Origin of the sequence: Thermogutta sp. (assembly GCF_039793925.1) — a bacterium.
Taxonomy (GTDB): domain Bacteria; phylum Planctomycetota; class Planctomycetia; order Pirellulales; family Thermoguttaceae; genus Thermogutta.
Window position 1 is genome coordinate 1 of the sequence record NZ_JBAMME010000242.1, and the last position, 25,754, is coordinate 25,754.

General features: G+C 53.4%; 14 protein-coding genes. 10 read left to right on the forward strand and 4 right to left on the reverse strand.

Annotation, left to right across the window (positions count from 1 at the left end; genetic code table 11):
- Positions 1-117: 117 nt before the first annotated feature.
- The gene (locus ABJK56_RS11445; protein ID WP_347244804.1) at positions 118-2,424 is read right to left on the reverse strand and encodes a hypothetical protein; all 2,307 of its coding nucleotides are present in this window, start codon (positions 2,422-2,424) and stop codon (positions 118-120) included.
- A 95-nt stretch (positions 2,425-2,519) separates the two neighbouring features.
- On the opposite strand from ABJK56_RS11445, the gene ABJK56_RS11450 reads away from it, so the two are divergent.
- From ABJK56_RS11450 to ABJK56_RS11465, 4 genes are all read left to right on the forward strand, one after another.
- Positions 2,520-3,608: a dihydrodipicolinate synthase family protein gene (locus ABJK56_RS11450; protein ID WP_347244805.1), complete on the forward strand. Its 1,089-nt coding sequence runs from the start codon at positions 2,520-2,522 to the stop codon at positions 3,606-3,608.
- Positions 3,609-3,841: 233 nt separating this feature from the next.
- On the forward strand, positions 3,842-4,891 hold the full coding sequence (locus ABJK56_RS11455; protein WP_347244806.1) for a TerC family protein: 1,050 nt from the start codon (positions 3,842-3,844) through the stop codon (positions 4,889-4,891).
- A complete protein-coding gene (locus ABJK56_RS11460) occupies positions 4,891-5,421 on the forward strand; it encodes a hypothetical protein (protein ID WP_347244807.1) in 531 nt (176 codons plus the stop codon). The genes ABJK56_RS11455 and ABJK56_RS11460 overlap by 1 nt, the downstream gene beginning before the upstream one ends.
- A gap of 204 nt (positions 5,422-5,625) precedes the next feature.
- Entirely contained in the window at positions 5,626-7,005 is a 1,380-nt protein-coding gene (locus ABJK56_RS11465) for a trypsin-like peptidase domain-containing protein (protein WP_347244808.1), read from the forward strand.
- A 46-nt stretch (positions 7,006-7,051) separates the two neighbouring features.
- Here the strand turns inward: ABJK56_RS11465 and ABJK56_RS11470 are convergent, their stop codons facing one another.
- Positions 7,052-10,726 (reverse strand): DUF4091 domain-containing protein, encoded by a 3,675-nt coding sequence (locus ABJK56_RS11470; protein WP_347244809.1) that lies wholly within the window; start codon positions 10,724-10,726, stop codon positions 7,052-7,054.
- Positions 10,727-11,003: 277 nt separating this feature from the next.
- The gene (locus tag ABJK56_RS11475) at positions 11,004-12,116 is read right to left on the reverse strand and encodes an HD domain-containing protein (RefSeq protein ID WP_347244810.1); all 1,113 of its coding nucleotides are present in this window, start codon (positions 12,114-12,116) and stop codon (positions 11,004-11,006) included.
- 543 nt (positions 12,117-12,659) lie between these two features.
- On the opposite strand from ABJK56_RS11475, the gene ABJK56_RS11480 reads away from it, so the two are divergent.
- The 6 genes from ABJK56_RS11480 to ABJK56_RS11505 all read left to right on the forward strand — a co-directional run bounded on the left by ABJK56_RS11480 (position 12,660) and on the right by ABJK56_RS11505 (position 23,270).
- Positions 12,660-14,366 (forward strand): hypothetical protein, encoded by a 1,707-nt coding sequence (locus tag ABJK56_RS11480; protein WP_347244811.1) that lies wholly within the window; start codon positions 12,660-12,662, stop codon positions 14,364-14,366.
- 42 nt (positions 14,367-14,408) lie between these two features.
- Complete coding sequence (locus ABJK56_RS11485) at positions 14,409-16,079, forward strand: CRTAC1 family protein (RefSeq protein WP_347244812.1); 1,671 nt, start codon at positions 14,409-14,411, stop codon at positions 16,077-16,079.
- A gap of 246 nt (positions 16,080-16,325) precedes the next feature.
- On the forward strand, positions 16,326-19,121 hold the full coding sequence (locus tag ABJK56_RS11490) for a multiheme c-type cytochrome (protein ID WP_347244813.1): 2,796 nt from the start codon (positions 16,326-16,328) through the stop codon (positions 19,119-19,121).
- Positions 19,122-19,145: 24 nt separating this feature from the next.
- On the forward strand, positions 19,146-20,381 hold the full coding sequence (locus ABJK56_RS11495) for a hypothetical protein (protein WP_347244814.1): 1,236 nt from the start codon (positions 19,146-19,148) through the stop codon (positions 20,379-20,381).
- A 47-nt stretch (positions 20,382-20,428) separates the two neighbouring features.
- The gene (locus ABJK56_RS11500) at positions 20,429-21,925 is read left to right on the forward strand and encodes an ABC transporter substrate-binding protein (RefSeq protein WP_347244815.1); all 1,497 of its coding nucleotides are present in this window, start codon (positions 20,429-20,431) and stop codon (positions 21,923-21,925) included.
- Between the two features lie 88 nt (positions 21,926-22,013).
- Positions 22,014-23,270, forward strand: coding sequence for an ABC transporter substrate-binding protein (locus ABJK56_RS11505; RefSeq protein WP_347244816.1), 1,257 nt, complete (start codon positions 22,014-22,016; stop codon positions 23,268-23,270).
- Positions 23,271-23,442: 172 nt separating this feature from the next.
- On the opposite strand, the gene ABJK56_RS11510 is transcribed toward ABJK56_RS11505, so the two are convergent.
- On the reverse strand, positions 23,443-25,754 hold a 2,312-nt coding region (locus ABJK56_RS11510; RefSeq protein ID WP_347244817.1), incomplete at its 5' end, for a CRTAC1 family protein.

Genomic DNA, 25,754 nt, shown 5'->3' on the forward strand with positions numbered 1-25,754 from the left:
ATCGTCGTTGTCGGAATAATCGGCAAAGTCTTCCAAAAACTTGGTGGAAATTTCCAGCGAGGAAGTGCGATAAGCGCATAAACAGGCCGTCAATGAGGACTGCTTTACCAGATTGAGCTATTTAACGAGAAAAACCTGGTTCGGAGTGCCTGGTGGGATTAGCACAGGAACGAGAACGCCTGCAGTAACGAGCTCGCGGAACTGAGAAGGCTGCACGTAATCTGTGAAACCGTAATTCCCGGGGGAGCGATAACGAGCGATCTCCAGCCAGTTGACATAAACATAACGCACTTGATGCGTTTTTAATTCATGGTGTATTTCGGTCGAAGTTTTGCCGCGGGTCATCCGTTCCCAAGGTTGATCGTCGAAGCAAGTGGCATAAGAAACCGGCATTCTGAGGTCAAAAACAGCCGCCTCCCCAACGCACAGTAACTTGGCATCTTGTGGGAGCTGAGAGTAAAGATCGTTGAGCAATATATGTTCCTGACCAATTCGTTCCGGGTCATTCCATAATTCATCCAGCGGAGCGAAAAAACGATTGTAAACAGCCGCGCCACTGGCGACGACGAGGAAGCTCCATACTAACCCAGTAACGACAACGAGTCGGCTCAGCGGCATCAGGCGCAGTTTGGCCAGCGCCGAGAATCCCGCACCGCACAAAACACACAAGAAGGGCAAAATAGGAAGCCAGAATCGATCAATCCGGTGGGTAAAGCACCACCAGGTCAGAAAAATCCATCCGGTCTGGAGCAGCATGTAAAGGGCGAGCTCGTTTCGTCGCAATCTCACGATTCCGACTATCGCAAATGGAACGACTAGTGCTCCCTGCCAGTCGCTGGTAAGAGCAATTCTCAACAAGTCCTTGGCCAGTGTAAACGCTGAAAAGTCATGGGGACTGTGCACACGGTGCCAGCGTGCAGCTTTCCCCGCATCCCAGTTGACGCCGTCAAATAGCGCATATCCTAAAGGATAGACGGGATTACCCGTCAGAGTGGCGTTTTTGGCGTACCAACCCCCGCCTGCCAGCCCCGTGCCGATTATGAAGAACAAGATGCCAATGGTCAGTATCTTCGCGTTCCGTGTTTTTTTCCACAGGAACTGACTGGCTAAAATTCCCGTCGGCACAGCGCTATACACGAGACCTGTATATTTGATCGATGCAGTACCGCCTGCCAGTAAACCCGCGGCAAGCATTGCGGACAACTGGGAGATTGGCTTTGAACTGACTTGTCCAGTGACTGTGCGAGGCGGTTCGGGACAGCTTTTGGCGGTGCTGCGTGGCAACAAGGGCCGGACGCCACTTTCCGATAACTCCTCAGAAACAAGCGTTTCCCAAGTCAACACGAACCCTGCAAAAACCATGACGCTCATTGCGATATCCACAAGTCCCGCGGCGGACACCGATATCACCCAGGGCGTGGTGATGAATATGCCGGCCGCTGCCAGCCCCGCGGCCGAACCGAAATAACGGCGTGTAAAAGCCAGCACCAGCCAAGCGCCAACCACGGCGTAAAGACCGATGATCAGTTTCCCGGCCAGCGCCCCCGTCCAAATATCATCCAATAGTACCATCGCCCCCAGGGCATGCATCTCAGCGCCGAGTGGCATATTTGCGTAAACGTTGTGCGGCAGAAAAGTAATTGCCCCCATTTGAAAAAACTCCTTTGGGGCCTGGAGATGGTACTCTCGCACGTCGAAGTCCGTGGGGGGTAAAACCGCAGCGAGTACTAGTAGCACACCGAAGAGCACAAGGCTCCCCAAAAAAATACCCGCGTCGGTCAAGGTCGCGGCATCGGCGGAGTGTTTCCGCTCCGTCGCCTTTAAATGGCTCCAGATCGTGAACCAACCTAAGCCCGCATGAATAGGCGTCGGTACTCTCTGAAAAAGGAGCCGGCGGAAGAGTGTCAGACCCGCGACCGCAAGCGGGATCGCCACCCAGAAGCGCAATAGCCAGCGCGTCCAGTACAATCCCGCGAGGCCACTCATCAGGATCAGGTGGGATAAAACCGCTAGCCCCGTCAAGATGGCAAGGGCGCCTTTTTCCCCGTGGGTTAACCGGTCCTCGATCCTGAGTTGCGAGAGGAGCCATTGCCCCCACCAAAATGCCGAGAAAACTATGATGATCGCCGTGGCCAAGGCAGGAATTCGGTCCCACAGGGCTATTTTCCCATACGACCCAGTCCATTGAGAGACAATCTGATCAAGCAGGAGGACCAACGGAAACATCTCGAAGCGCCGGACGGGACGCTGGAAAGCCTGGGAGAGTGGTTGCCATGCGCAGGCGTAAAAAGCCACAGTATAAGCTAGAATTGCAAGAATAACAGATCCGCGAATCGCCCAGCCCTGGAGGGCCGGGGGAGCGCGCCATCGGAACACGGCGTGGTTTTGACGGAGCGTCCCTCGCTTTGATTGTTTCTCTCTCATACTGCTCGCAAAGCAGGTAAAATCAATTTTTTCGGCAATCGCATTAAATACCCTGATATTTTCTCAGGGTAGCATGCAGACGAGGCGACTTCACCATGGCACAAGCAAAGATCGAGGGCATTTTCACCCCGAATATGGTCCCCCTGGATGACCGCGGGAACATTTGTGAGTCCGAATTGCGTCGATACATCGACTGGCTCATCGAACGCGGAGTTCACGGGCTTTATCCGAACGGATCGACAGGCGAATTTTTGCGTTTCACTCCCGAGGAAAGACGACGGATCATCGAAATTACGGTGGATCAGGTGGCTGGTCGCGTCCCGATTTTAGCGGGGGCAGCCGAGGCTAACGTTAAGGAGACCATCGCCACCTGTGAGTACTACGCTCGGCTTGGTGTGCGTGCTGTCGCGATTGTCTGCCCCTATTACTACCGGGTCAGTGTGGAGAATATCTATGAGTATTTCTCTGAGATCGCGAAGCATAGTCCAGTCGATATCACAATTTACAATATTCCTTGGCTCGCCTCTCCTTTAGACCTCGACACAATTGTTCGCTTGGCTGAAGAGCAACCGCGTATTGTGGCGATCAAAGATTCCTCAGGAGATCTTCCCCTGATGATGCGAATGCTCGCTGCCATTCGTCCCAGACGACCGGACTTTAGCTTTTTGACAGGTTGGGATGCCGTGCTTTTCCCGATGCTTCTGGCAGGATGTGACGGTGGCACCAATGCAACCAGCGGTGTGGTGCCCGAGATCACGCGGGCAATTTACGAAGCTGTCCGCCAGGGACGCATTGACGAGGCGAGACGCTGGCAGTATCGGCTGCTGCGCTACAATGACTGTCTTTTTGGAGCGAGTGACTTCCCCGAAGGTTTCCGGGTAGGAGTCGCCTGCCGTGGGTTCCGGATGGGGATGAGCAGGATGCCCCTCTCGAAGCGACATCGGGAAAACCTCGATCGATTACGCCTTACACTTGCTCAACTTTTGGAGGAAGACGGATTGGAGTGCGACGCCTCTCGCGGCGTTGGACATATCAATGAGCGACACGCTGTGAGTCAACCAGGACCGCCAAGTTCACCGTTTCTTCCAAACTGGCAAGGGTCGGTCAGTGAGATGGATGTCGAACGACTCGTCCAGGAAGTGGTGGCCGTCCTGGCACAGCGGACACCGTCGCCGAGGCTGTGAGGGAGGGATAGAATTCCTCTGTACCCATGGGGAGAATAGGAGGATCATTCCCATCGGCAGAAAACGGTCACTTATGGCCGTTGTGTCCGAAAAGTTAGTGCTTGATCGGTCATGAGAACCAAGGAGGGCTAAACAAATGGGAGGGGGCCAGGGATCAGTGAGTGAGCATACCCTTGAGGAGCATATTCGACGGAGTTAGTTTTCACTTTTTGCAACCGGAAAAGGACTGAGCCTTGGCAGCCGAAAACTTGTTGGATGTTCATCTTTGGCATTGGGTAGCCTTTCTCAGTGCCATCGCCGCGCTGCTGTTTTTGGACCTGGTCGTTTTCCATCGGCACGACCATGTGCCGAGCCTTCGCGAATCATTTTTGTGGTCGGTGTTTTGGATCGGGCTGGCCCTCGGGTTTAATGCGTTCGTCTGGTGGTGGGGGTGGCAGCTGCACGGAACCTCCGAAGCGGGCGTCAAATTTCTGACAGGGTTCGTCGTGGAGAAATCTCTCTCCGTTGACAATTTGTTCGTCTTTGCGGTGATATTCCGCTATTTCGGAGTATCCATCAAATACCAACACCGGATTCTTTTCTGGGGGATCCTGGGTGCCATCATTATGCGAGGCATTTTCGTGGCCGCTGGGGTCAGCCTCATTCAAATGTTTGAGTGGGTCCTATTGGTCTTCGGTGCGTTTCTGATTTATACCGGAATTCACTTGGCTTTCTCCAAAAAGGAGAACGTGCACCCCGAAAAGAATGTTGTGCTACGCTTCGCCCAAAGGTGGTTTCGTATCAGTCCCGAACCCATTTTCGACCATTTTTTCGTTCAGCGGAATGGCCTTGTGCACGCCACGCCGGGATTCCTGGTTCTCCTCGTGGTGGAAAGTACCGACGTGCTGTTTGCGGTGGATAGCGTGCCTGCTGTCATCGGCATTACGCGTGACCCATTCATTGTCTATTCCTCCAATATCTGGGCTATTCTGGGCTTGCGGGCTTTGTACTTTCTCCTCGTTGGGGTGTTGGACCGCTTCGAGTACTTGCATTACGGTCTCGCAGCAGTGTTATCCTTCATTGGTTTGAAAATGGTGGGAGAGTACGTGGGGCACCATTACTTCGATCTTCATGGGCGTCTCATTGATCCCTGGGTGTCGTTGGCCATCGTGGGTGGTATTTTGGGCATTTCCTTGCTGCCGACATTCTTTGTGAAAGGTAAACCTGCGGAGGATAGATCGGTCGAAGTCCCGCCGTTGGAGAAGACTCCGTTGCCTTTCGAAACGGTACGGGACGAGCGGTGATGACTCTCAGAAACACAGCTGGGAAGCCCAGGCGGCTGGCGACTAATGTTTGGATGACGTTTGTGATTGTCAATAACTGCCCGCCAATGTTCGATACCAACATGGGAATCGAACGGATCGATTGGTTGAGCTGGACTAGCGGCAGTTTCATGGAAAGCCATCGCATCTACCTGAGGCAGCCCTGGAGCGTGTTCGAGTCGAGCGGGGGGAAAATCCTGCAGCGGCGTTTTCATACCCCCTCGGGGTTGACGCAGACAAGCCGCGTGTGGCTTATTCTGGAGGCGGTGCCGACTCCCGCAAATGTCCAGTTGAATGGAAGAACGATCAACCTGGAACAAAGCCAACAAAACGCTGACGAGCGGTCCGTGTATCGGGCGGAAATTACTAATCTGTTGAGCACGACCAGCAATCTGCTGGCCATCCGGCTGCCTTCCCGGGAAGAAGGGAACCAATCGGGAGCTATTTCAAAAGGATCGGAAGAGTTGCCGAGCGTCGGAGGAAAGGTTTACCTTGAAATATGGGAAACCTAGGTCGCCTTGGCATGAGGCGGACAATCCGCAGGCGCGAGAAACGCGTTTCGGTTTTGAAGAGAGCACGGTGAGCGGATGGGCATGATGAATAGTGGCTGCGCACGGCTCGGCTATCGGTTGGCTTTTCTGTCCTCACTACTCGCGACGTTATGTGCATCAGTGGGCCGGGGGGAATCTCCGGGGCCGCCGGGAGCAGAGGAGGGGATGGCATTCGTCGCGGCCATGGAGTCGGCAATCGTCAATGCTGTGGAAAAGGCGGAAAAGTCAGTGGTGGCGATTGCGCGGGTGCGTGTCTCCCGACCGGGCGAGGTATTCAATCTTGAGCCACGGCCTGATCTTTTCGGGCAGCTTTTTGCGCCGGTCCCCCGACTTCAACCCGGGGATGCTGATTTTGTTGCCACGGATTACGCGGCTGGTGTCATCGTGGATTCGGACGGATTGGTGTTGACGCTGACCCAAGTTCTTGCTGATGACAGCGAATACTACGTTACCTTGAGTGATCACCGTGTTTTCCGCGCCTCTGTCAAGGCGGCGGACCCGCGAAGCGATTTGGCTGTGCTGGCAATCCCTGCCCATGATCTGACGCCGATAGCGCTTGGCGATGCCGGCACGCTCCGGAAGGGCCAGATTGTCATCGCGTTGGGAAACCCGTATGCCATCGCACGCGACGGACAGGTGTGTGCGAGCTGGGGAATTGTGTCAAACCTCGGTCGCAAGGCACCTGCCTTTCCCTCCGACCAGGAACCCACTGGAAAGCCGACTCTCCATCACTTTGGGACGTTAATCCAGACGGACGCCCGGCTGAGTTTCTCCACGAATGGTGGGGCCCTCATCAATCTGAGGGGAGAAATGGTAGGGATGTTGACGGCCCTGCCCGCGGTAGCAGGTTTTGAGACAGCGGCGGGTTATGCATATCCGGTGGATGAGACATTCCGCCGGGTGCTGAACCACTTGAAACGGGGTGAAGAGGTCGACTACGGATTCCTGGGGGTCCAGCCAGAGGGATTGACACTGAAAGAGCGAGCCTCGGGAAATAATGGGGCGCGCGTCGCCCGGGTGATTCCAGGTGCACCGGCGGAAAGGGCGGGTTTACGGCCCAACGACGTAATCACATCGGTGAACGGGGAAAAGATTTATGACGAGGATGGACTTGTGCTCTTGGTGGGCCGTCTCGCTGCTGATGCGTCCGTCAATCTGGAAGTTCTCCGAGAAGGGCGGCGGTTCAATGTGCAAGCCAAGCTCACCAAGTATCCTGTTCGAGGCAAAAAAATAGTCACGGCGCCGCGGCCGAAGTGGCGCGGAATTGCAGTTGACTACGTCTCCGCTCTGACGATCGCGCCCGAAAGTTTTTGGCAGTTTCCCCGCACTCTGGATGCCGTCGGTGTGGTGGAGGTGGATCAAGACAGCCCGGGATGGAAGGCCGGGCTTCGTCCGGGAGCTCTGATATCACATGTGAACGGAGTCCCCATCAAAACCCCTCGTGAATTCTTCAACGCTGTCAAATCTCTCCAGGGGCCGGTGCGGCTGAGCCTTGTCCCCGATGGTTCCGATGACTTTCAGCCGGTGCGTACCGTGGAACCGTAAATCTCCGAATGGAAGAGGACGGTTCGCGATAGTTATTACCCAGGTTTCAGTTGTGGGACAGACTCTCAATAGCTCGCCCTATTTTCAGACGCACTTCTTCCGCCCGGTTTGGATCCGGAAGCATTTTTGTAGAATATCGGCCACCGGGATTGGGGATTAATATAAGTTGACGGGCTTCAGAGAGCGCCTTTTCTGCTTCCTTCGTGTTGCGACCACGGGCTTTGGCGTCGGACACTAAATTTTGCAGCAGGACAAAGTATTCATAATCCTCGACCCCTTCTCGAGCTTGTTCCAGGCGAATCGAGCTCACCGGGCCGTCATAACCGATTGGCTGGCCAGGATAGATCAGGTAACCGTCGCCGTTTGGATATCGCACCCAATAAGATTCACCTGGCCGCTCACTTTGATAGATGAACGAGTGCCAGCCGAACTCATAGGGGTTATAGGTGTTCCATGCCACACCCCAGAACTCATAGGCCGACACACCGAAGTGGAAGCAGTAATGTGGTAAAAGGCGTTCCACAGCACAGTAGGGCGTGTCGATACACATCTGGCCGTCCGTGGTATACCAAATCCTGGCTCCCTTCTCGCGAATGGCAGGAAACCTCTCCGGTGGCACACGTCCATCGTGACCAAGCCCCCACACAGTGAGAGAGCCGTCCCACTCTGGAACGTGCTCCCAGGTACTTGAGTAGATGGGGATGGTGGGATCGACTTCGTGAATCATCTTACAGAGGGCCTTCATCTGCTCTTTGATTTCCGGAAGGTGAGCAAATGGCTCATCAGAAATGTAGAGAATCACCCGGTTCGCCCACCCACGCTTTTTCATGTGGTCCCAATAGGTCCGCAAGCATGCTTGGTAGGCCTCTTTAAATTCTGGCCTCAATGCCGAGCGATTGGCACTCGCATAGGGGGGTTCTCCGGGATAGGGACGTTCGCCAAACGCTTCCCGGGGCGGAAATCCCCATCCAAATAAGTAAAAGAGGTGAGGAGCGTACGATGAAGGCAAGCCAAGCTTATCAAAATACCATTCGGCGACGCGATCGTAATTCGTAAAATCTGCGACAACTTTTCCGTTTTCAAATCGGAGCACGGGATCGGGACGAATGGTATCGGGACACAATCGGCGCTCGGCCATGAATGCCACAAGTTGACGATAGGTTTCGTCGAAACTTGCGCCCCAAAAATCTCTGCCTGGCCCGAGTCGCACGTCGTAGATTGCGGGAAACGTCGACTTCTCTGGTAAGGCGAAATCCCAGATGTGACACACCAGAGGTATCTGTTTTACGACGTTTCGTTCAGTGCGAAGCCTGACAATTCCATGGTAAAATCCGGGACGAGCATCCCGAGGAATTCTGAAGATGATCCAAACAGGTTGCGCCGTCTCAGCCTTTAAATCAAACGTATTCTTAGGCAACAATGGATCCGGCCACCAGCCTGCCCAACCGTCACTTCCTCTTGTCCCCGATGGAACTTTCCTATACCAAGCAGGCTCCTCGGATCGGAAGTAGTTAGACGGATAGTCGATCGGAACATACCCGACAACCGCCACCTGAAACTGATCGAGTTTGTCACCCACATCGTTCTTTGGTGGGTCAACCTCGACCGTAAGTTGACTCAGCGGATTATGCGACTTTACAGCTAACTGAACGACTTCCCACTCTCCTTTTGCCGCGAAAAATGAAAGCAGCCTCGGCACGGGGCCGGGTGTGTCTTCCTGAAACACTTTCACCACACTGGGTACCTGCCACAGTGCCAACTCGTTTTCAGGGACCGGCCTTGCTTCCCATTCTGCGATATCCACCGACCGGACCTCCGCCACGAGGATAGCATCATGCCAGAACACACCGTGGGTATTTGTCGTCAAATGAATGGTCATGTCCCTCGCATCAACGGGAGCCTTAACCAGCGCGTTCAGCAAAGTCCAGTCTTGGGTTCCGGAAATCCCCGGTCCCACATTGGTCATTGCTCCCTTGGCGGTGAGCTGGCCTTGCGCATCGTGAAAATGGAGATGGATTCTCACGTCACCCTGGGTTATGCCCTGGCATTTAAGCCAACCCGCAACAAGGTAAGTTCGCCCACCCTGTACTGGTAGGCTTTGATGCCAGCCGTACCATCCCGGCTTGGCCTCAGCGCTTACTTCCAGCCGAACACATCGTTTTTGGCCTCCGACGGGAGGGACGGTTTCATCGACACCAAACTTGACCCCTACGGTGCCTTCGCCGACTGGCTTCCAGAAGGCTGGCAGTTCTTTACCATCTTCGAACGATGGGTTTTTGACCAAGTTTCTCGTGCTGAAAAGGAGGCGTTCGTAGTCACGATCAGGCCCGGCTCCGCGGGCAGACCCTTCATCGTCGGCCACTAACTTCAAGTAACGTTGCAAAACCGACTGCGCCGGCAGATCCTCAACCCACAGGACCCACGAGCCCACCCTCAGGCATTCGTTTGTGCCTGTATTTTGTTGGACGAAGAAACGAGCGTTGTCGCCGAGGTTATTTTTCCGGCGGAATTGTTCTGGGGACAGGGCCAGCAAGACATCTCTGGCTTCTTCGTTAGCACATTGAAATACTGTCGCGCGCAGCTTCGGGGACCACTTTTGATCGGAAGCTTCCTCGGCCCGCCATGGTTCTTCTAACTCCACCTCTTTGAGGATGCATCGCTCTGGAGCTCCCACCTTTACAACCCAGGGAAACTCACCGATCACTTCGAGCGACACGTCATCGAACCACGCCTGCCCAGTTCCCCAGAGCACAGTGCCCACGCTGAGCGTTGTCGCTTCCAGCGGAACAACAAACTCGGCTTGAATTTCCTTCCAGTCGTAACTGCCTCCGCCGGCCGAAAATACTGGGGCGATCATCATCGGGTTCGTTTCATTTCCAGCGTGCACGTACCACCCTGCATTTCCCTGGACGTTCTCAGCCCTGACCCATGCACGCAAACGGTATCTTGCTCCGGGGATCGCTGCAATTCCAGTCTGGCGCGTGGCAATCCAGCTAGCTGCCGCACCAGGCCTAACGACGGTAGTCACACATTTCGAACCGGAGTGGGGTCGATCAGTGGTCCAAAAGGCGTGATGATCAGCATCCATCGGATCGTGCTTCCAGCCGAGTGGTTCGTTGCCGGTTCCAAATTCCATGCCGCCATTCGCAAGGAACGGTCGCTTTCCCCAGTGATCGGGTACGGCTGTCGCTTGTGAATTGCTCAAATAGAGGAAAACGCGCGTGGTCGAGCCCGCACGGCATTCTATGGGGACAACGAAGAACGATCCCGCTGGAAACGGCCCAGTTCGAAGAGGGTTCCCCTCCGCATCGAAAGCGCCCCACAATAATTCTCGGCCGTCTTCCGTGCAAACGCGGATCTCACGCAAGTCGCATCCCGCGATGGGGAGTTTCGGCCAGCTCCCGTCGCTATCGGAAGTCGCCGTCCCTTCCTGAGAAATCACACGAAACGCCAAAGTCTGGCCCAGAATATCCCGCTGGCTGGTATTAAAAATCACAATAGGAATCCGTTCTCGCCAGTAACCTCCCCAACCCAAATACAAGGGATAATGCCAAGGGACTGGTCCACTCGTTGTTTCGAAATGACTTTCGGGCTCGCTAGCCAGGGACGTGTGTCTGCTTGTCCATTCGCCGCCTGATGCGAGCAGACAAATAGCCGACAAATAAATCAGCCGAATGCGGTTGGTATTTATTGCTCGACCGAGCCCGTTCGTAGACAGCATGGATCTTCCTCTCTTCTGAATTTGGGCAACAACCTTTGCTGGCTCGAACTTTCTGAATTGAGTCAAAGCGAAGGATTGCCGCCAAATGGGACATCTATCTATTTGCACAGCGCATTGCGCTCCTCGGCGACGGGATTGCTGGCGGCTGGGTTGAAATCCTGAAGCAGCGTCATCCTAGGCCAAAAAGTACGAAGCCACAAGCCCCAGTCACTGACAGATCAGTCGTCCGGATGGTAGGCGCGGAATACTTCAAATACCCATTATTGGCAAACTTATTTCACTGAAAATCGCATTCGAGACTGCGAATGTAGTCGAAAACTTCCTCAAGGTCCGGAACTTTAACACCCACCCTCCGACCGGCCCGATCGCATTTGGCAAGAAGTATTAACGTGTCGAAATCCTCCGATGCCTCGAGACGGCGACGGGCTCGCGCGCCAATGGTTCCGTCGAGGATTCCCTGAGCTTCCATGTGATGCTCGATAAGCCAGGCGGTTCGCTCCGTAATAAAGCCCTCCAAGGCCTCCAGTCCCGCTTTGACGTGGTCTTTTGGATCAATGGCCTTCCCCACATCGTGTAGAAGAGCTGCCAGAAGAAACTCTTCGTCGTAGGGTGATTCTTCCCGGGCGCAGTCGAACACCTGAAGACTGTGATAAAGAACGTCCCCCTCAGGATGGTACCGGGGATCTTCCTTCACCTTCTCCAGCGGAAGAAGAAGGGATTCGTAAATGCGAAACCGATCCACCACCATCTCCTGCGGGTCCGTCGAACCTACTTCTACCATAAGTCGGGGGTGCTCGCGAGCAAGTAGCTTCTCGAGCTCCTCAATCGAAGCACGCTCCATCGGTTTACCAGTGATCGAGCTTTTAAACCGGTAGTTGACCAGTTCAGTCGGATAGACGGTCAATTCAAACTCGAATTGTCCGGAAACGTGGATGTGCGTGTAGGTTCGCTCTTCCCCGTGTTTGACCACCCGCTTGCGAATCACCTCGTGGGGAAGTCCCGCCTGCTCCAGCGTCAGGCGGACCGCTTCCACGCTATCGGAAAACACGTGGATGTCGATGTCCGAGCCGCGGCGTACGTGGCCCGTCAACGTACTTCCCACCAGACGCGGCCGAAACTCCCTGAGCAGCCGCATCATACGGAGGGCTTCCAGACGCATTTCCCCCAACTTTTGGACCCGCTTTTCCCCCTCGAAAGCCCGGGCAACAGACTCAATCTGTTCCCGGATCTCCCTGTTGCTGGGAAGGTCTCCCGGGCGAACATCGGGTCCATAAACTCGCCGGGCGGCCTTCAACTTGGCGCGATAATACTCGGTCTCCTCTCGGAAATACATCAGGCGTGCCGCTTCCCACGCCACACGACGCCTGAGTTTGGAGTCGCGGTCTCGCATAATTGCCCTGTCACCGCAATTCGATTTTTCTCCCAAGGTGTCAAACTGAGGACGGAGTAACTCCTTAACTGCTACGGAAGGCCACTGGGAAAGTTTATCAACTTGATGTTGTTTTCTGACAGATCATGAAAGTATTTGAGGGTTAAAGTACCAATTTGTTGCAAGCAAGTAGATTGGGCTGTAAAATAGCCTTAAAGCTAGTTCGTTCGCGATGGCAATCGCTTTGTTTCTCGACTGGGTTCCTCTCTTATGATCCTCGGTTGGATAGGGTTAATCTACGCGTCCCGGTCCCTTTTTCGCACCCGTGTCTTCGTCCCGCCGGTTTGGCCGTTGCTACTGGGAGTCGGAATCTCCGCTTTCCCGATCGCGCAACTCAGAGCTGTCCCCCCGTTGGTGGATGATCTTTCCTGTCCCATTGTACTAACTCAGGTGCCAGTTGAGGGAAGCGGGGACCAGCTGTCCACATTATTTCCCGGGTCTTTGGTCGATGTAAAACGGCGTTGCCGCCTCGTACTTCTTCAGCCGGGTCATGAACCGGAAATATTGCTGCCCTCTTTTTTCGCAACGGCCGAAGCAGACGTTTTCTTTGACGGCAAAAAGTTATTGCTCGCGGGTAAACCCGATGCTGAAGCACCCTGGAACATTTATGAGCTCGACTTGGAGACGCGAACCCTTCGCCAAATCACGCATGACACTCGCGACTGTCGATTTCCAAGCTATCAATCGACCCAATACATTCTTGATGCTCCTCTTCCCTGGTTTCAAATCACGTTTCTCCGTCAACTGACTGAGGAGGAATCTCCTCTCACAGGTACCCCGGTGTCGGCGCTGTTCTCTTGTCGTATGGATGGTTCACACTTTCGACGACTCACGGTCAATCATTCGCCCGATCTGCCGGGCACACTGCTTCCCGATGGGCGCATCGTTTTTTCCAGCTATCGCTCGTCATATCCACAAAATCCGCAGGCGCGTCTGGACCTTTTGGCGGTCAACACGGACGGGACAGACCCCGCGAATTTTCTACCGGGGATTGGGGCTAAGTACAAGCTCATGCCGACCGTGATTCCCCGCGGCCTCCTCGGGAAACTGGTGTTTATTGAGAATGACGAATTGACCCTTGACGGAGCCGGCCAAATTGCCTGTGTCGACTTGAGACGTCCTTTGCGCACATATCAACGTCTGACAGACGATCCGACCTGGATATATCATTCACCCTGTGCTCTTCCAGACGGGCGCCTGCTCGTTTCCCGGCGTCCCCGCACAGGGGGAACCTCGTTTGCCTTGGGTATTTTCGACTTGGAGACTCGAAAATGGACGCCCCTATTTGATGATCCGCGTTATCACGAAATTTTCGCGAAAGCTGTTGCGCCCCGGCCCCTCCCGGATGGCCGATCCTCGGGAGTCGATGACGCGGCGTCTCGAGGCACTCTCTATTGCCTGAGTGTTTACGACAACGACCTGGGCGATCAAGGATTTCCTAACGGCTCGATCAAAAAGTTGCGAGTTTTGCAGGCAGTGACTGTTCCAAAATTGAGCGGCCAGCGGCATCCAAGTCTCCCGTTCCGCGTGCTTGGTGAAATTCCGGTTTATCCCGATGGATCTTTCCAGGTGGAAGTTCCTTCAAACGTACCATTGGCCCTGCAACTGATTGACGAACAGGGGCTCAACGTGCGAACATCCGGCTGGTTTTGGGTCAAAGGCGGAGTTCATCAGGGCTGTATTGGATGTCACGAAGACCCAGAGCGTGTGCCATTCAACAGAATGGCTGACGCCCTATGGGAAGATCGACCACGGATTGAACCATCCGCTTCAATGAACGTGCCCGACTTTGTCCACGTTATTTGGCCAATTGTTCAGCGCTCTTGTGTACACTGCCATGTTCCACCCCGCGCGAAACCGTGGCTGGTTCCGTCGGGAGATTCAGGCCATCCTGGGCCCGCGTCTCCATCAGCAGCGTATTCATATGCGCAGTTGATTGGTTCTGCCGACGATCCGTCTCCGAGGGAGAACGCCTATTTCGAACCGATTTACGTGGTGCCCGGCGCAGCCCGTCTGAGTCCGCTTGTCTGGCATGTGGTTTCGAAAAACTTGGCAAAACCTTGGGACGGAGAATGGACCTCGCGGTCGTATAAACCTTGGCCGCACGACACAAGCGTGCAGCCATTATCCCAGAGTGATATTCAAGTCATCATCGAATGGATCGATACAGGCGCTGTGTACGATCGTCAATATCCTTTTGAAATGCCATAATCTGGTGAAGAATCATTGTTATTCGAAGGGGTCATCAATTTTATGAGGAGACTTTTATTTCGACATACCATTGCGGTTATTGAGCGATGTGCACCATTAGTTTCGGTGGCTCTGGCAGCTCTTTATTGCGTGATGCTCACTGCATCCGGTTTCAGTCAGGATTTGCCAACCTTTACGGACGTGACGCGGGAGGCGGGCATCACCTTCAAACACAGCATCGGCGATGAGGAACTGAGTAACATCGTCGAAGGGACGGGGAGCGGGGCACTCTTTTTTGATTACAACAACGATGGTCTGATGGATATTTACTTCGTTAATGGCGCATGGACCCCTGGTGTCAGCAGTAACCAAGGCCGGCATCTACGGGGGAAGCTTCGCAACGCTCTGTACCGAAATAATGGAGACGGCACCTTCACAGACGTCACCGAGCAGGCCGGAGTTGGTGACGGGCATTTCGGAAGCGGATGTTCGGCTGCGGACTACGATAATGACGGGTTTGTTGATCTTTATGTGCTCAACTATGGACCAAACGTTCTCTATCACAATAACGGCGACGGGACATTTACTGATGTTTCTCGCCAGTCTGGGCTGGATGATCCGCGGTGGAGTCTTTCGGCACCTTGGTTTGATTATAACGGTGATGGACTGATCGACGTCTACGTTTGTAATTATTTGCAGTACGACTTAGGCGCTTTTCGTGCTTTTTACAAGGCTGATGGTTATCCAGGTCCGCTTAGTTACGAGGGTCAGCCTGATGCTCTATATCGAAACAATGGCGACGGTACGTTCACGGATGTGACGAAAGAAGCGGGGTTGTGGAATCCAGAAGGACGGGGCATGAGCGCCACGGTGGCTGATGTGAACAACGATGGTTTGCTCGATGTCTATGTCACCAACGACGCTATGGCAAATGATTTCTTCCTGAACCTGGGGGGAGGGAATTTCAGGAACGAAGCCTTACCGAGGGGTCTCTCCTTTGGGGAGGCAGGGCAGGGCGTGTCCAGTATGGGACCAGATTTTGGCGATATTGACCACGATGGCTTACTCGATCTGTTTATCCCGGATATGGATTATAGCTGTTTACTCATTAATTGTGGTGAGTATTTTGAGGACTGGACCGCGCGTGCGGGAATTGCTGCCGTGTGTGGGCAGTACACCGGCTGGGGTTCGGTGATTTTCGACTACGACAACGACGGCTGGCTGGATATCTTTGTGGCAAACGGCGATGCCCATCATGAATATCCGGAAGAGGACGTGCTTTTGAAGAATGTTGGGAATCGACAATTCGTTGACGTGTCGCACCGGTCAGGGGCGTATTTCCACGAGAAGCATGTGGGACGGGCTGTGGCATGTGGTGACTTTGATAATGACGGGGACCTGGACCTTCTGGTCATTAATCTCAATGATGCGCCCATACTTTTGCGCAACGACGGAGGGAACCGTAAGAATTGGCTCATGGTTTGGCCCAAGCGTTCCAATGGAAAGACAGATGCAATCGGTGCGCGGGTCACTGTTCGGGCCGGTTCGCTCATCCAGTTTCGCGATGCAATTCCGACCCGCGGATACCTGTCGCAAATGGATCCACGCGTACATTTTGGTTTGGGAGACAACACTGTTGCGGACTGGGTGGAAATACGCTGGCCCAATGGTAAGAAGACTCGGTTGGAAAACGTGAAGGCGAACCAGGTTCTCAAAGTGGTCGAGCCAAACTGAAGGATTCCGGTATGGGCTACTAGAACCGCGTGTGATTTATGGTAGCGGGTTTTTCAAACGAAGTGCCAATATAATATGTAAGCAAGTATTTAGAAATATATACGAATACGAATGGCGGATGTGGCAATAATGAATATGGCAGGAGTTAGAAGGATTGACATACCGTTCAGTAAGTTGCTAAACGGGACGAGGCCTATACTGTGGTTCGTCCTGAATGCCTGCGTTTTGGCTTGGGTGGTTCGTAGTTTGGAAGCGGCGCCTCCCAACTTTCAACCCGTTTATGTGGGCGTCAAAGTTTGTGCTGAGTGCCATGAGGGACACTCTCTGGGCGACCAATGCGGTGTTTGGGCACAGTCTGCTCATGCCCGTGCTTATGCGGCACTGCACAAACCGGAGGCCAGGCAGATCGCACGCTTGAGCGGAGTAGCCGTGGAACCACATCAGTCCCGAATATGTCTGGGTTGCCACGCAACAGCAGCGGAGGCCGAACCCTGGGAGCTGGATCCGACGTTCTCGATTCGTGACGGTGTTCAGTGTGAGAAGTGTCACGGCCCCGGGAGTGAATATGCAGATGCCGCTATCATGCGGGACCGGCAAAAGGCCATGGAACGCGGCCTTCGCATGCCTGGCCTGGAGGGTTGTATTTATTGTCATGCACCCAAGGAATCCCACCAGCGAGTACTCGGTAAATCAGGCATCGATATCGCCAAAGGATGGCAGGCCATTAAACATCCGGTTCCACCCAATGCAACGCTGTCGCCACTGGAGCGACCGGCTCCGCCCGTGAACAAGACTCAAGCGGCTCTTGTTGGGTCTGCAGTGTGTGCGGAGTGCCACGACGGTGCTCACTCCGGATGGCAGTTTAGCAAGTGGCTCGAAACCAAACATGCCAGGGCATACATGTGTCTTGGATCCACGAAGGGACAGGAGTTGGCCAAACAACGGCGTGTGGAGTCCGATCCGCGAACAGCACCTGAATGTTTGAAATGTCATTCCACGGCCTATCATGTGGCAGCCGCCGCGATTCGTGAGAGCTATAGCCTTTTCGAAGGAGTCGGATGTGAGGCCTGTCATGGGCCGGGAAGTCAACATGTCGAGTCCCGACGCGGTAATCCGGAGCAGCCAGATGGGGCGCTGAAGAAACCGACGCGTGAAACGTGCCTCGGATGCCATCAATCGAGCCCGGAAAGACCATTCGATTTTGAGCAAATGATGGCCAAAATTGCTCATCCATCCCAGCCCGATCCTTCCGAGCGGAATTCGGAAGTGGTTTATAAAACACCGGTAAACATTGCCATGTCTCCAAATTGCGATATTGCCCTGGTGGCGTGCGAGGCATCCGGTACCGTCGCTTTGATCGATTTGGATACCCTGACTGTGCGGGCCGAGATTCCCGTAGGGCGTCAACCCCACGATGTGGCATTCGCCCCGGATGGTCTTTTCGCATTTGTCAGTAACCGACTGGACGATTCAGTATCAGTCGTCGATATTCGTGCAAACAAGGCGGTACGGACCATTCCAGTTGGAGATGAACCGCACGGACTAATGACCGACTTACAAGGGCGATACTTATACGTTTGTAACTTTCTTTCAGACGATATATCGGTCGTTGATTTAAAGTCGTTTAAAGTCGTTAAAATATTAAGCGCGGGACGCGGTCCTTGGTCGTTAAGCCTTTCGCCAGACGGAAAGTGGCTTGTAGTCACAAACATTTATTCGCGATTTGTGCCGTTTCGCACTGAAGCTCAAACTGAGTTGACCGTTGTGGATACGAGCACGGCCCAAATTGTGAACCGGGCGGTCGCCCAGGGGGCTAACGGCCTGCGTGGGGTCACTTGGGATCCCAAGCAGCGATTTGCACTATTCACTTTGGCGCGACACAAGAACGTGATTCCGATCACGCGGCTCCTCCAGGGTTGGACAATCACCAATGGGCTTGGGATTCTCTGGCCGGACGGCCGGATTGATCAAGTACTTCTAGACGAGCCGGGAGAGTGTTTTCCTGATCCTCACGACGTGGTTATCAGCCCGGATGGTCTCCGAGCATTTGTTACGAGTTCGGGGAATAATCGCGTTGCGGTTCTCGATCTCAGGAGGATGGAGTCGCTCATTCTTTCGTATCCAGAAGAAACTCGCAAAGAAATTCTTCCCAACCATCTAGGGCCTGCCACAGAGTTTGTCATAAAGCAGATCGATGTCGGTCAATGTCCCCGGGGGCTTGCACTGGATAGTAAGCGGGCGCGGCTCTTTGTAGCGAATTCCCTGGAGGATTCCATAGGCGTAATTGATATTGAATCTCTGGAACCTGTTAGAACGATCGATCTGGGCGGACCAAAGATTATCACGCGTGAACGACTCGGTGAACGCATTTTCCACAGCGCCAAAAATACGTTCCACCGGCAGTTTTCCTGCGCCAGTTGTCACCCCGACGGGCATGCCGAAGGGCTGACGTACGACATTGAAGATGATATTGGTGTGAACCCTGTCGACAACCGCACTCTGAGAGGTATCCTTGATACATCCCCCTTCAAATGGGAGGGCATCAATCCCACACTTTCCCGGCAATGTGGGACCCGTCTTGCAGTGTTCTTCACGCGCATTCAACCTTTTACTCCGGAGGAGTTAACGGCGCTAGATTACTATATTTGTACTATCCCACTCGCTCCAAATCGCCATCGGCCTGTGGGAGCGCCGCTCACGCCAGCACAGCGGCGTGGAAGAGCCATTTTTGAGAGGATTTACACCAACGATGGACGGTTGATTCCGCCCGAGAACCGGTGTGTGACGTGTCATCCACCTCCACTGTATACTGATCGGCGCAGTCACGACGTGGGGACAAAGATGAAACTCGACCGGCACGGTATATTTGACACGCCACAGCTTCTTAACATTTATAACTCTGCACCGTATCTCCACAATGGAATCGCTCCCACGTTGGAGGAAATTTGGACTGTTCATAATCCGTATGATACGCACGGTGTCACGAATGACCTGACCAAAGATCAGCTGAACGATCTTATTGAGTATCTAAAAACTTTATGACCGATTAAAGAAGAGGTAACCAGTATGCGGTGTACAGCGCTTATTTGGGTAGTAATGGTGTGCCCGTTTTGGATAAGCAGTACGGCCGCCGAGCCGGCAACTACCAAAAATGGTGCCGATGCACAGAAGCCCAAGTTGGCCTTTGGGCAAGGTGTCGACAACGTCACGGATGACGATCTACCCTACGTCTACACAGAGTGGGAAAACTTTACAGAAGAGAATGGACTTCCCAATGATCATATTTTTGCAGTGCGCTGTGCAGGCGAGAAAGTCTGGGTAGGTACCGAAGACGGTTTGGCGTGTTATGACAAGAAAACAGGAAGATTTACGGTCTGGAAAGAGAAGGATGGCCTGCCGTGGCGGGCGGTAACCGGGATCGACGTGGACCCTCAGACGGGCGATGTGTGGCTGGCTTTATTCGGAGGCGGCGTGGCTCGTTTTTCGGGAGGGCGATTTGACCATTTTCACCAGTTGAACAGTGGGCTGGTGAATAATGTTGTGTATGGGATAGCAGTAGAACACGATAACGTGTGGTGTGCGACTACTGCGGGAGCGAGTCGTTACAATACAACGACAAAAGAATGGACGATTTTCACTGAGAAAAACGCACCGATGGAAGAAATCTGGAATTATAACGTCTCTTACTCACCGGAGGCTAATAAGGTTTTCCTGGCCGTGTGGGGAAGTGGCTGCCTGGAATTTGACGTGCCAACTGAGAGGTGGAAAGTTTATCTTGATCCAGATCGGGAAATGGAAATCGACCTTTTCCGCGACGACGGAATCATTCACGTGATTACAACAGCTGCAAACTATGTCGGCGGAGCTCTATGGGTATCCACCTACTTTGGCCAATGTCGCTACGATGGCCGATATTGGCGGGGAATCTATGCCCACGAAACAGGTCTTCCAAGCGACTTTACGAATGCACTCCGCGCCCGATCTGCCCAGGAGTGCTGGATGTGCACGGACAAAGGACTGGGAGTCGTGGCGGACTACGCGACCGACACGTACGTCGCGTATTACCGTAACGGTGACAATCCCGGCGGCCGCGCGGAGGTGTTTCGCCAGGGCCGTAAAATACGTGAAGTCCCTCTCAAAACGAGTATAGCGCATAACTTTATCATCGCAATGGACTTTGACGGCGAGGACGTGTGGGTAGGGACCGCCAAAGGACTTTCGCATGGTATTGGCCGAGGTTACTATCCAGGAGTTAAACAACATCCTGAATGGCTCAACAAGGTGAATGCAGGAAGTAACTAGTAGTACGTTGTTCTATAAGACTGAATAATGGAAAAGAGGAGTTGGCTATGTACTGGTCTAGATTTCTTTTAACAACCCTGCTCATAGGACTGGCGGTTTGTAGAGCAGGTTGGGCTTCCGACTCCGAGTCCCTGGCACCCACCGGAAAATCCGGGCAGGTAGTCTTCAATCAGGACGCATTCCCGTTTCCGGTAGACGAATACACCCTGACGATCCTCGAACGTATTAATCAGGCAGGGCCTTATGAGGTACCGCGGCTTCCGCTGCGCGTAGACCCCATATACGCTGATACCCCGAAGGAATTGGATCCGTTCGGACGACTGACGCAACCTTTTAAAAGACATTTCCTCACGCAGATGGAATATACAGGGCCGGGGCGGAGCATCCCAGAGCCAGAGCATGTCGATACAGTCAAAATTGGTTTTTTGGGACCCATTGAACCCACGGTATCTGTAGCCACCGGGGGAAAAAGTCACGAGGAAAACCTTGGGCAGATGATGCTCCGCGGCTGCCAGCTTGCGATCGAAGAAGCCAACGCCGCGGGTGGGTATTGGCGGCGGAAAATTCCATTTGAGTTAGTCATTCGCAATGACAACGGCTTGTGGGGATCCTCGGGGGATGAGATCATCCGCTTGACCTACCAAGAGAGCGTCTGGGCCATCATCGGCACGATTGATGGGGCAAACAGCCATATCGCGATTCGGGTCGCCCTCAAGGCCGAAATTCCCGTGATTAATACCGGGGACACAGATCCGACATTTATTGAGACGAATATACCATGGGTTATAAGAGTTATTGCGGATGATAGGCGTCAGTGTTATCTTCTGGCTGACTATATTTATAAGAAGCTAGGGCTCAATAGGGTGGGTATCATTCGAGCGAGCAACCGGTATGGCCGCTTCGGAGTGCGTGAATTTCGCGACGCAAGCCGCCGACTGGAACGTCCTGTTCCGATCGAGATGGCTTACTTTGTGGGTCAACAGGATTTTTCTTTAGAACTTCAGCGCCTCGCGGATGCCCAGGTGGAAGCGGTCGTGCATTGGGGCGACGCGGAAGACGGCGCCCGCATCCTCAACCAGATGCGCGAGATGGGGATGAAACAACCCTTCTTTGCATGCGATCGCTGTCTGCTCGACGACTTTGTAAAAAATGCCGGTAAAAATGCGGAAGGTGTGATTTGCGCATCTCCCTGGAATCCTTCACGAAAGGACGCGCGGTTGGAAGAGTTTCGACAGAAATTCGAAGCACGATTCGGATGTGCACCGGATACCTATGCCGCACACGCCTACGACGGAACCCAGCTTTTGATCTGGGCAATCCAGCTCGCCGGGCTTAATCGGGCCAAGATACGGGATGTGTTGGCAACCCGGCGCGATCCTTGGCATGGAGTCACCGGCGAGTTAATGCTCACGGCCGCTCTGGACCGGGCCAGCGATGCGTATCTTGCGGTCCGAGAAAACAATGAGTGGAAGTTTTACTCTAGAGAAGATCTGGGGCTTTCGAAAGAAGTAGCGGCCCCGTCTGTTCAGTTTTCACGAAATTAACGCCGAACGAAACCGGTATCAGCCTGGACAAACGGCATTTATGTCATTATTGCACGTTGTGCGTATAAACTTAAGCGCGTCTAATTGTTTGGCCAGAGCGAGCTTAATCTTTTGCGTCATCGCAGAGATATTGTTCACGTGGGGCAATCTAACGGTTGTACTTATCGCAGGTGCCTCGGACGGGGAAATCATTTATCCGTTCCAACACGCGGTTGATCCTTTTTTTGAGGCCCGCGATCCGAAGAATTCTGCGCCTTTGCTCCGTGGTTCAGCGATCACAGCAGGCAAGGAGGTCGTTATCGGATATTTTGGACCATCGAAGATCGATGATTTGGCTACGGCGAGTCTGTGGTGGGCAGCCCAACGAGGCCTCAAAGATGCGGAAAGGGATCTGCGCGACAGGCTTCCGCCCTGCCGATTGGTTCCGCTCATTAAAGATTCCCCCTGGTCCGACGGAGCCTCCGCTCTAGCACAACTGATTTTTCGTGAAAATGTCGCCGGGGTGATCGGCGGAATGGACGGCGAGACCACTCACCTTGCCGAGACAATTGTCGCCAAGGCCCATCTGCCCTTACTTTCACCGGTAGCTACTGATAAGACAACCAATTTGGCAGGTGTACCGTGGATCTTTGCGCTGGCCCCAGGGGACCACCTGATCGCTCCAATCCTGGCTACGCGAATCGTCGCCAGTAAACCGCAGCGGATTGCCGTACTTTTGGGGAATGACCACGACTCTCAATGGTTTTGGCGTGAGTTGAACAAATGTCTTCTTCACTTTGATTGCCCAGTCAATTCGTTAATCATTGTCCCGAACGAGGACCAGGCTGTGAAAGAAGCAGTGAGGAAATCGCTGGGGCAATCACCCGACTGGCTGGTAGTGAGTGCCCCGCAGTCAGTTCTGGTTGCCATTATCCGGGAGATACGTTGCCGTAAAGCCAACGTACAGATTTTGTGTGATGCACGCATTTCCCGTGTTGATGCTCTCAAATCGCTCGGCAAGCAAGCAGACGGAATAATTTGTCCGTTTCTTATGGCAACTGGTGCTCATCCCTCGGAAGAGTTTCGGGAGGCATTCCAGAAAGAATTCGGCGTTGAACCCGACTATGCTGTGCTCTTGACCTACGATGCGGTTCGTATGCTTCTTCATGCTATCGCACAGTCCGTAGAAGAGGGCCACGATAGCATAAACCGCGTTGAGGTTTACAAACGCTTGGTCGCGCTTTCGCCATATCGTGGTATCTTTGGCACGATCGAATGGGATAAGGTTAATGCGAATAAATGCCGCGTAGTTCCTGGGATTATTCGCAACGGCAAAATTATCCCGGAACTGCAGGTATCAAATTAGATCGGTCATGAGAAGCCAAGGCCGAGATTGAGAGAATGGCTCTCTTCACGCTATCGGTCTCGGAAGATCGCTGGAAAAGTCTTCGCTTGTTCATAATTCGGAATTGAACCGTTGAAGTTGATCTCCCAATTCTGTGGATATTACTGTGTCGCAGCAGCTCCTCTTTGTGCCGTTATCGTTCATTCTGGGAAATAAAATCTGACCACTTTTCGTTGCCTACTCCCATCCAGCGGGTGTTATAAACTTCTTTCGCTCTGATTGTCTCCACCGTTTCTGGAAACTTCTCTGGCGGGCTATACGGATAGGACCGCATTGCATGAAACGGTAGAGGTTCCACTTGATCCCCTGCGGCGGTATGGATATCCATGTCTTTGCAGAAACTGTCAGTCTTTAGGATCCATGAGCGTATGAAACCAGTTGGGGGCTTGGGTAACTCACTAATATCAAATTCTAGCGTCAGTTCCTCCCCAGGACCCATGATGACAAAAGCGTCGTCCCTTTTAAGAACGAGCTCTTTTACATCACCAAAGCGTGTATAATATCCTGCCATACATTTCCATGGGAGAGTCAAGTCTATATTCTCATAGTCCAAAAGTGTGGGTTGCCTGCCGTCGGGCGTGTACTCTCGCGGAAAACCGCGATACGTCAAATTTGCAATGCTGGGATGAACCTCCAATTGCCGGATTTTGCCGTCGCTCGTTGCCGCAAGGAAGATCCGGTCCCAATACAGGTCCATATTTGTTCGTATTCGAAGTGTGCGATCCCCTTTTTGCAACAGGTGGGTTAACTCAAGTGTCATCCAATGGTTGAGCCCTGCTGGATATCCCGCTTCCCTGGCAAGTTCTACCCATTTTTCGCCGCGTAGGACTTCGAAGGTTGGAGCTTTCAAGGAAATACCCGCCTGTGCGGCGGCATAATTCGTCTGGGAGTAGCTGTATTCCACCCAACCATAGCCGATAAAGAAGACGCGTCTCCCCGACTCCAGCCACTGATCTATGGTGCCTGGAAATTGAAGCACAATTGAGTACTCCTTCGCATAACCCACAAAGCGTTTCTCCTGCTCGGTTGGCCCTACACAGTCGCGATCAACATTTTTTAGAATAGGAAGCACATCTTGACCAAGATCGTTTGTCGCAACGACAGGATCAAGCTCTTCGCCGAAGCAGAGAATTTCCTCGGGGATATTTTCTAACGAAACCGGCATCATCTCATTGGGAAGAACGTATGTGCCCGCTGGGTGATCCACTGCAATAAGAGAAGCATGATCGAAATAGACGACCTCTTCTAGCGGTTCGATGATTTTACAGACAACTGAATCAGTACTGTGCTTTAAAGGAGGCAGGGGCACATATTCCACGGGATAGGGTTTGGCATAAATTCCCGGCCGAATCAAATATCCGAGTCCCCCTTTTCCGCCGAAATCGGATACAAATTCGAAGCGGGTGCCGGTCCATACGAATAAATGTGGACAGGAAGAAGTTTTGCGAGGAACTTCACCAATATTGGCAACTTGATTGGCTTTAACCGCAACCTCGGACTGAAGAACGGCATCCGGCCAAATGATGCGGAGCCATTCCACTTCCTGCTGCTGCCCCAATCCAAAGTGTAATCGCAGGGGGGCCCAGCACGTACTTCCGGCAATTTGCCCCACATCCCATTGCTGGAAAATTTGGCCAGTTCGGACTTGGACGCGTGCCCCGATGGCCGATTCATTGGAGCGAGACTTCTGATCGGTGTATCGCGTTCCTGCCAGATCGAGGCTTATCCAGTTGCCACGCGGACCGCAATTTTTGAACCACACAGCAGTGGTGTTCAAAGGGGCCACAAGAACGTCAAGCCCGCCATCGTTATCGAAATCGGCGAGTACTCCTGCGGTATTTCCCTGATTGCGTAGGCCGCAAAAAAGAAATCGCGGGTCTTCCTGGCATACATTAACAAACCCTTGTTTTGGCCATGAATTAAGGAGGAGGACGGGTTGCCGTTGACCATTCGGCGAGTACGCATCCGCAATGAAAAGATCCGCATCCCCGTCGTTGTCAACGTCCGCAAGTTGCGCTATTGTCCCGCCCAGCCGTCCAAACTGACGCGCGAATTTTTCTTCCTCACGAAAGTGGCATGCACCTTCGTTGAGGAACAACCGTACCCGGCCACCGGTAAGCAAGACAAGATCCGGCCTGCCATCACAGTTTACGTCCCCCGTTGTCAAGCCGGACACACCGGGCACGTTGAGTCCCAGATCGGAACCTTTGACGATCCGAAACGCTCCGGCCCGGTCGTTGAGCCATATCACAGGCGAACCCTTCCCAGAGGCGAGAATCAGATCGAGATCACGATCGTTATCAATATCAAGCCAGCTCGTCGCAACTGCCGAGAATTGCGGCGTTCCCAGGCCCCAAGCAGCAGCCTTTTCCTCGAATGTTCCATCGCGGTTGTTGATCAAAAGCAAAGGCGCGAGCGCTTCGCCATTAGAAGTAAACCGGCTGG